Here is a 7,429-nt window from a genome sequence, read left to right on the forward strand (position 1 = left end):
CTCGTGTTGCTCTTCTTGCTCACTACCTGGAACTGCTTCCTCCGGGACCGTCCATCCCAGTATCAGGCTGTCCAGGCCGCAGGGGGAACTTCAGTACCCCGACTACCCCCTCCCGCAGCACTCGCGGCCGCGGTGTGACTGCGCCTCAGGCACGGCGTCCCGGCGCGGTCGTTCCGCCTCGGTGGCCAGGACGTCGACCAGGCGGCGCAGCGAGTGCAGTGCGAGGTCGTCGGCGGGGACGTGGCGTAGTACGACGATGGCGTTGTTGTCGAGGGCGCGGAGGAGGCGGCCGGCGTAGACGAGGTCGTCGGCGTCGCGTACGGCAGCGCGCATCGACTCCTCGGTCCACGGCGTCCGGGCGAGGGAGGCGGCAAACTCCAGCTCGCCGGCCGAGGGGGTCCAGTGCTTCTGGTCGTGCGCGGTGAGGAGGCGGGTGGTGTCGCGTTGCAGGATCCGCCAGGCGAGATCGGCCGGGCCGAGTTCGTCGTATTTCCGGCTGGGTCTGCCCAACTGGCAGTGCACGCACAAGCTCACCAGGCGGGCCGGGCCGAAGGCGGGCCAGTAGGTGACGGTAAACGCCTGCCCGGCCGGGGCCCGGTCGTCGTCCGGGCACAGGTGGCAGAACGGCACGGCCTCTGCCGGCCGCAGGGGCCAGACGTCGCCACGGGGAAAGAATGAATCAGTCACCACTGCTCAACGACACCCCCGCGCGCAACCAAGGCTCCGATCCGGACAGCATTCCCAGCCACAACCACACGAAGCACGCCCCCTGGGGCTGGGCCGCCGGTCACTCCGCGGCCGCGGCCGGACTCCCGCCGAACCGGGGCACGTCATCGACGGACGCGTCCAGGCGCAGGCGCACGTACCGGATCGGGCGCCGGTATACGCCGCCCCGGTCGATGGAGGTGTCGGCGCTGATCTCCGCGACGAGGCCGGGCCGGACCAGGGTGGTGTCGAGGACGTCGCGGGTGCCCCAGGCCGAGGAGAGCACCGCACCGGTCCATGGATGTCCGGGACCGGCCGGGGCGAGGTGCCCGGCCAGCTCACGGACGGCGTGGGGGCGCAGTGGGACGGTGCGGCCGACGGGGCGGAGGCGTCCGGTCGCATCGTGGCGGCCGAGGACGAGGAGCTGGGGGCGGGCGAGGGTGCCGGTGATGGCGCTGATGACCGCTTCGGTGGTGTCCCTGCGTCTGATTTTGGTCCAGGCCCGGGATCCCGGAAGGTAGCGCTGGTTCATCTTCTTGACGACCAGGCCCTCGACGCCGGTAACGTCCGTCCACTCCTCCAGCCACTCCGCGGCTTTCGCCGGGTCCGTGGTCATGGGGCAGAGGGTCCACGGCGTGGTCAGCGCGCGGGCCGCGAACAGGACCTCGAGCCGTCGGCGGCGCTCGGCGTAGGGCAGGGTCAACAGGTCGGTGCCGTCGATCTGCAGCGCGTCGAAGGCAATGAAGAACGCCGGGGTCTCACCGGCGAGCGCGGTCGCGGTGCGGCCGCGGGCGGCGGCCCGGCGCTGGAGCGCTTCGAAGGACAGCCGCCCGGCCGCGGTGTCCCAGACGACGAGCTCGCCATCAAGGACCAGGCCCTCGGGCAGCTGCTCGGCGGCCGCGATCAGATCGGGGAACCGGTCCTGGACCAGGGAGCCGCGCCGGGTCTGCAAGAGCAGCCGGCCGCCGGGGCCGGCGGGGGTGAACAGGGGCGCGCGGTGGCCGTCGAACTTCTGCTCGGCTGCGAAGCCGCTTGCCAGGACGCCGGAGCCGGGGACGTACTCGGCGGCCTGGGCGAGCATCGGCTCGAAGGGCGGGGTGAGGACCACTCGTGGGCCGAAGCACGATAGGTGTCACCAGCAGCCTCCACTGACCTGCGGCTTTGATCGCGTGAAGCACAGTGACTGTCACCAGGTCGGCGCGCTACCTGTCTCCGACGGCGCGTGAAGCACGGTGGCTGTCACCAGCTTCGACGCTCTGCTGGCTGCCGGCCCGGATAGTCAGCCTGTGGCTTGAGCATTCCAATTGGAGACGGTCGCCACGCAGAGCGCTCAGGCAGTTCGGTTCAGGCGGACGGTGGAACCGGTCCTGTCCGGGCGATGTCTGGGCAGGCATGGATGATCTTCTGTTTTTCGCCCTGGTCTTCGGGCCGTTCCTGGCGCCCTGCATGGGCCTGGGCGCCGCCGTCGCGCTCGTCCGACGGGTCTGTAAGCAGCAGCCGGTCCTGGTCGGACACGTGCCCAGCGTCACCACCTGCGCTCTGGTAGCGGTCTTGGCCGGCGCGGCGGCGTACGGCGCGTACTCGTGGGGTGTGATGTCGGGGTTCTACATTCTGGACCCGGATCAGATGTGCGCGTCGAGGGGCGTTTCGGGCGATCATGTGGTGACGCGATGGACGTTGCCGGTCAGTGCTCAGTGCGTCACGTCAGACGGTGTGGGAACCGAGCTGGCCCCGGGCTGGGTGAATCCCGTGATCTTCACAGGTCTCGCGCTCCTGCTACTGGCCTTCGCCACAGGAACCCTCGCGGTCACGCGTCGGCGTCTCTCCCCGCGGTGAAGCACTCACTCGCGCTCCTTACCTACGCGCACACGAGATCCGCATCTCGCCAACCATGACGCTCACCCCTCCAGCTCAAACACTCAGTGTCCGGTCGCACTGCGGCTGTCAGATGGTGGGCCGCTGACGAGCCTGGATGCCAGGTCGTTTGCGACCGCGGAGGCTCGGGGTTCTCAAGCGACCTGGCTTTTACGGAAGTCTCGTTCGCGATAGAGGCGGGCCACGGCCATGGAGACATCGGTGTGGCCCGCCATGCCTCCTGCTGGTCTCGGCCGTTTCAGCCTTGGTTTCCGGGCTGGAGCATCAGCTGTTCGCCAGGGTGCGGTCCAGGAGGGGGAGCAGGCGATCCCAGTGGCGCTTCAGCCCGGAGGCGCTAAAAGCGTCGGTGTCGGACATGGTGAAGCCGTGGATGGTGCCGGGGTATCTCGGAGGTGTAGCCGACACCTGCCGCATCCAGGGCCTGGTTGAGCTCGCCGAGGGCCTCAGGTGTCACATCGCCTTCGGCGTGGCCGAGGTGGACCTGGGCGGTGAGCTTGGAGAAGAGGCTGGCCCCATCGACACCCACGGGGCCGTGGAACGCGGCGACGGCCGCCACCTGGTCGGGGTAGGCCGCGGCGGTGCGCATCGCGTAGAGGCCGCCTATGCAGTAGCCGGTCACCGCGACCGGTCCGGCGCCACCCTCGGGCTGGGTGGTGAGGAATCTGAGGTAGGCGTCGGCGTCGCTCAGGACACGTTCGGCGGTGTGCGCCTTGATCAGGGGCATCAGCTGGGCGACGACCGCGGGCCGGACCTCTTCTCCGATGTACTCGGGAAGCTCGACCAGCGGTGCCGGGCCGTGCCGGTAGAAGGAGTTGGGGACGAGCACGTAGTAGCCGTGCCCGGCCAGTTCGCGGGCCATCTCCCGCAGCACGGGCCGGATGCCGAAGCCGTCTGCGTACATCAGCACCCCTGGGTGGAGAAGCTTTTGCGGGCGCCCTTGAGCAGGAGATGGCTGCGGGGGCGATGGATGAGGCGGCTCTTCTCGCCGGGTTTGTAGCAGCACAGGGCGGCGACCGAGGTCCGGCGGCGGGAGCGTCCGCGGACGTGGATGACGGGTGTGTGTCCGCGCCGGCCCCAGGTGCGGGCGCGGGGCGGCGTCATGGAGAATCCGGCCTCGTCCTCGAAGACGAGCCATGCCCCGGACGCTGCCGCGAGGCTTTTACCCGCGGCCACACCTCCTTCTTCCAGAGCTCAACCGCATGCTCGTCACGCTCGAGGGCTCTGCGTGCGGGTGCCTGCCAGGACCAGCCGTGCCGTTTCAGCAGCCGCCACACCGTCGCCACCGACAGCGTCAGCCGCAGCCGGCGGCGGATCACCGTCTGGACCCGGACCAGGGTCCAGCGTTCATCCTCGAAGCCGTGCGCCGACGGCCCCTTGCCGAGTTCCTCCTCGAGTACGGCGAACTGGGCGTCGGTGACGGTCGGGGAGTTCGCCGGACCCGTCGAGCGCAGGGCCTCCATACCGCCCTCGCGCCAGGCACGACGCCAGCGTTCCACCGACCGCACACTCACCCGCAGATCCTTCGCGATCACCGCGGTCCTCTCGCCCGCCGCAATCCTCTCGCCGGCCTGAAACCGGATCCCCTCACGAAACGCCCGACGCTCAGCAGTCAGGCCCCCACCCTCCGGATAACGCATACCACCGGCATACCGCAAGGATCATGAACCGTCACTCCCCGACGACAACCCGCAAAGCTCAGTAAGTGGGGTCGAGGGGGTAGATGCCAGTGCCTTCGTACGCCTCCGGGGTCAGGGATAGGACGGTGACTGGCTCACCGGTCTTGGCGGCCTGCCAGGCGATGGCCGCCGGGTGGGTGACCGCCCATTCGCTGGCGGGCCAGGAGCTGGCGTCCAGCGCGTGGGCGGTCGTGAAGGGCACGGCTTCGGCGAATCGCAGCCGGGCTGCGTGAGCGCCGGCCCCGGGGGTCGCGCGTTCGGCAGCAAGGACGGACAGCGCCGGGATCAGGACGCGGCCGGTGCCCCGGGAAGATTCGATGTAGAGGCCGGTGAAGAAGGGGTCGGCCCGATAGAGGGCGACCAGTGCGGTGTGGTCGAAGACGGCCGTCAGGCTCACGCGGCGGCGCCGTCCTGATGGATGCGGATCTTGTCCCAGGCGGACTGTCCGGCCTGCTGGAGGTCCTCGGTGTACTCCAGCCCGAGTTCCGCCGCGGCCAGGAGGGCTCGCTGTTCCTGCTCCGACTGGGTGAGCCGGCTCTGGGCGAGCTCCTCCAAGAGCTCGGTGATGGTCGTGCCGCGCTCGTGTGCGAGGAGGCGCAGCCGGTCGCGGGTGGCCTCGGTCGCCTTGATGCTCGTTGGCTTGCTGCTGCTCATACCCCTGATTCTACCGCCGGTAGAATCAGCTGTCAGGGGCGTCGCCCGTGTACATTCGGCTCTTGGCGTGGCCGAATCTGATCTGTGTCAGGTCAGAGCGGTCAGCCGGCCCGGCGGCTGGTCGGCTGCTCGGCCGAGGCGTCGTGTTCAGGGGCTTCTCGCCAGCGCGCTTCGCAGAAGGAGTAGAGGCCGAAGAGCAGGAGGCCCACCGCGGCGGCGATCAGCAGCACGGGCCCGGCGGGCGTGGCGGCGAACGAGCGCAGCGTCTCGTCCAGGCCCTTTGCCTGGCTGGGGTCGAACCGTACGGCGGCGAGCAGGACAAACAGCCCCGTCATCACGGCGACGGCGCCGCATGCCACACCACCGATGATGCCCAGGCCCGCGACGACGCGCCGCGTCGTCGGGCTCATCTCGTCCGTACGGAGATTCTTCTCGAACTTCCGCATAAGGCTGCGCACCACGATCGCCACGCCCACGATGGCCAGGATGGCCCCGAACACGCCGACGAGTACCCGCCCGAGAGGCCAGTTCAGTACCGTCGCGGTGTACTCCTTCGACGACTCGTCACCGCCGCGGGTCCCGCCCGACCCGCCGACCAGCGCCGTCTGCGCCACGCCGACACAGATCACGGCGTAGAAGGCGGCAATCCCCAAGGAGCCCAGGCGCCGGGTCCAGGCGTCACCGCCTGCCGTCGCCTGCCCGAATACCGCCTCGGACAGGCGCCACAGCGCCATCGCCGCCAGGCCCACCACCAGCGCCCACAGCAGTATCCGGCCGAATGGCTGCTCAGCGATGGTCCGCACCGCGCCGGACCGGTCGGCCTCCTTGCCGCCGCTGTCACCGCTGAGGCCGATCCCAACGGCAAGGAGTCCGACCAGAACGTAGATCACGCCCCGGGCGCAAAGGCCGACCCGGGCTGCGACCTCCATGGCGCGGCTATCGGCAACGCGCTGCCCCTGGGTCTTGGCCTGAGCGGCGCCCTTCTCCATCGTCATACCTGGCACCTCCTCGTGCCCTGCTTCGATCGACACAGTGCGCGCGCTGAGCCGACAGGCTTCCGCCCACCCTCGCGGCCGCGCTGCGAACCAGAGGCTGGGTGCGATAGCTGGGCTATCCCGCGCTGCGGGTGCCGGGCGGATCCTGGGGGTCTACGCCGGTGGAGGCGGAGGCATCCTTGGTTCCGCTGGGGCGCTGGGAGCGGCATCTCATCGACATCCGGCGACCAGCCGTGCTGCTCGGTGCCCTTGTGCGGACTCGCGCCCTCACCGTGCGTGGGCTGGGACGGCTTCGGCTGCTGCTTGGCCATGAATTGACCTGCTGTTCTGTACCTGGAAGGCGTAGGCCGCTGGGACGCGTCGACCTGCCGCTGGTACCCCCATTGTCGCACCGCACAGCCTCGGGCCGCCGTCCCGCGTTCTGGCAGAGCGGCGGCCGCCCCCGGCGCCAGAATCCCGAAGCGCCGCACCCGGGGCGGACCCGCCAGACCGCTGCCGGACTCCCCAGCAATGAGCATTTTCGCTGTGGCCACCGATCGGGTGATGCCGGCGGCGGGGTGAGGGCAGAACGGACGGGGCTCCTCGGCGGTTGAGGGAGGTATCTGACATCTCATCTCGCCTGTCGGGAACCCCCTTGGTTACGTATCCTGCCGCACCCGACCTGCCCCACGCACCGGTGGAGCGGTCACGATGCTCACCGTCCCTTGGGAGGGGTGACCGCCGGTGCAAGCTCCGCCCGTCCGGACGGGCAATGCTCGCCCGGGTGTATCTGCACCACCACCTCACCCTGACCCGGATCGCCGCGGGCTTCGGAGCGGCGTCGCCACCGCCCACGCCTACGTCCGCCAGGTCGTGAACCGCCTCGCGCGCCGGGCGCTGGGGCTGGGAGCCGCTCTGTGCGGCAAGCCGGTAGCAGCAACATTGGAATACGTGCTGGTGATGGCGCCCTCGCCGAGTGCGACTGCGTCGGGGACGGCCGGGCCGACTGCTCGGGGAAGCACCGCCGCCACGGCCTGAACCTCCAGCTCGTCCGCTCGTTCACTTGTTTGCTGGGTGGCTGGGGCGGGTGGAGGGGCAGGCTGGTGGGATGAGCGGGATGAATGTGCGACGGGTGTACGGCAGCGACGGTGACAAGCAGTGCGGGCCGGCCCCGGGGAAGGCATTCGTGGACCTGGTGGGCGGCCCCCTCGACGGGCAGCTTCTCGACGTCACCGGCTGGTCCGGCGAGCAGCTGGCGGAAGGGGCGCTTCTGATCACGGACCGGGGCTTGTACGGAGCCGGCGGCCGGGCGCTCTACAGTCCCATCGATGCTGATCCCACAGGCCCGTTCCTGTGGCTCGGCGACACTCCCTGACGCGGGACCGTGTCCGCGCCGGTCAGCTCCAGCAGGCGGGCGAGCTGGTCCTGCAGGGGGCCGACGAGGATCAGGCGTCCCGGCGTGGCTGCGGGTCGGCAGGGAGCGGGCTTGCTGCGAGCCGCCCTCCCCCGGGACGCGGAGAGTGGGTGCGGTACTCATCGCGGGTG

At 70.0% G+C, this 7,429-nt stretch carries 9 protein-coding genes and 1 pseudogene; 2 read left to right on the plus strand and 8 right to left on the minus strand.

Annotation, left to right across the window (positions count from 1 at the left end):
• Positions 1-102 precede the first annotated feature (102 nt).
• Together ACFWTC_RS38005 and ACFWTC_RS38010 are read right to left on the minus strand one after the other, a co-directional pair.
• The gene (locus tag ACFWTC_RS38005) at positions 103-687 is read right to left on the minus strand and encodes a hypothetical protein (RefSeq protein WP_384030495.1); all 585 of its coding nucleotides are present in this window, start codon (positions 685-687) and stop codon (positions 103-105) included.
• Positions 688-787: 100 nt separating this feature from the next.
• Positions 788-1,813: an ATP-dependent DNA ligase gene (locus ACFWTC_RS38010; protein ID WP_384030497.1), complete on the minus strand. Its 1,026-nt coding sequence runs from the start codon at positions 1,811-1,813 to the stop codon at positions 788-790.
• A gap of 284 nt (positions 1,814-2,097) precedes the next feature.
• On the opposite strand from ACFWTC_RS38010, the gene ACFWTC_RS38015 reads away from it, so the two are divergent.
• Entirely contained in the window at positions 2,098-2,541 is a 444-nt protein-coding gene (locus tag ACFWTC_RS38015; RefSeq protein ID WP_384030499.1) for a hypothetical protein, read from the plus strand.
• A 303-nt stretch (positions 2,542-2,844) separates the two neighbouring features.
• Here ACFWTC_RS38015 and ACFWTC_RS38020 read toward each other — a convergent pair.
• The 6 genes and pseudogenes from ACFWTC_RS38020 to ACFWTC_RS38045 all read right to left on the minus strand — a co-directional run.
• Positions 2,845-3,496: pseudogene (locus ACFWTC_RS38020) on the minus strand (dienelactone hydrolase family protein); the annotation flags it as partial.
• Positions 3,481-3,681 carry a hypothetical protein gene (locus ACFWTC_RS38025; protein WP_384030505.1) on the minus strand — a complete coding sequence of 67 codons (201 nt, stop codon included), beginning with the start codon at positions 3,679-3,681 and terminating at the stop codon, positions 3,481-3,483. The pseudogene ACFWTC_RS38020 and the gene ACFWTC_RS38025, both read right to left, overlap by 16 nt.
• Positions 3,678-4,217, minus strand: coding sequence for a winged helix-turn-helix domain-containing protein (locus tag ACFWTC_RS38030; protein WP_384030501.1), 540 nt, complete (start codon positions 4,215-4,217; stop codon positions 3,678-3,680). The genes ACFWTC_RS38025 and ACFWTC_RS38030 overlap by 4 nt, the downstream gene beginning before the upstream one ends.
• 58 nt (positions 4,218-4,275) lie before the next feature.
• The gene (locus tag ACFWTC_RS38035) at positions 4,276-4,653 is read right to left on the minus strand and encodes a PIN domain-containing protein (RefSeq protein ID WP_383931521.1); all 378 of its coding nucleotides are present in this window, start codon (positions 4,651-4,653) and stop codon (positions 4,276-4,278) included.
• The gene (locus ACFWTC_RS38040) at positions 4,650-4,910 is read right to left on the minus strand and encodes a hypothetical protein (protein WP_384030503.1); all 261 of its coding nucleotides are present in this window, start codon (positions 4,908-4,910) and stop codon (positions 4,650-4,652) included. Before ACFWTC_RS38040 ends, ACFWTC_RS38035 begins: the two co-directional genes overlap by 4 nt.
• Before the next feature lie 101 nt (positions 4,911-5,011).
• Entirely contained in the window at positions 5,012-5,905 is an 894-nt protein-coding gene (locus ACFWTC_RS38045) for a DUF1206 domain-containing protein (protein WP_383931527.1), read from the minus strand.
• 1,087 nt (positions 5,906-6,992) lie between these two features.
• Here ACFWTC_RS38045 and ACFWTC_RS38050 point away from each other — a divergent pair.
• On the plus strand, positions 6,993-7,259 hold the full coding sequence (locus tag ACFWTC_RS38050; RefSeq protein ID WP_383931529.1) for a hypothetical protein: 267 nt from the start codon (positions 6,993-6,995) through the stop codon (positions 7,257-7,259).
• The last annotated feature ends 170 nt before the right edge of the window (positions 7,260-7,429 follow it).

Source organism: Streptomyces sp. NPDC058619 (genome assembly GCF_042717785.1).
In the GTDB taxonomy this organism is placed as follows: Bacteria; Actinomycetota; Actinomycetes; order Streptomycetales; family Streptomycetaceae; genus Streptomyces.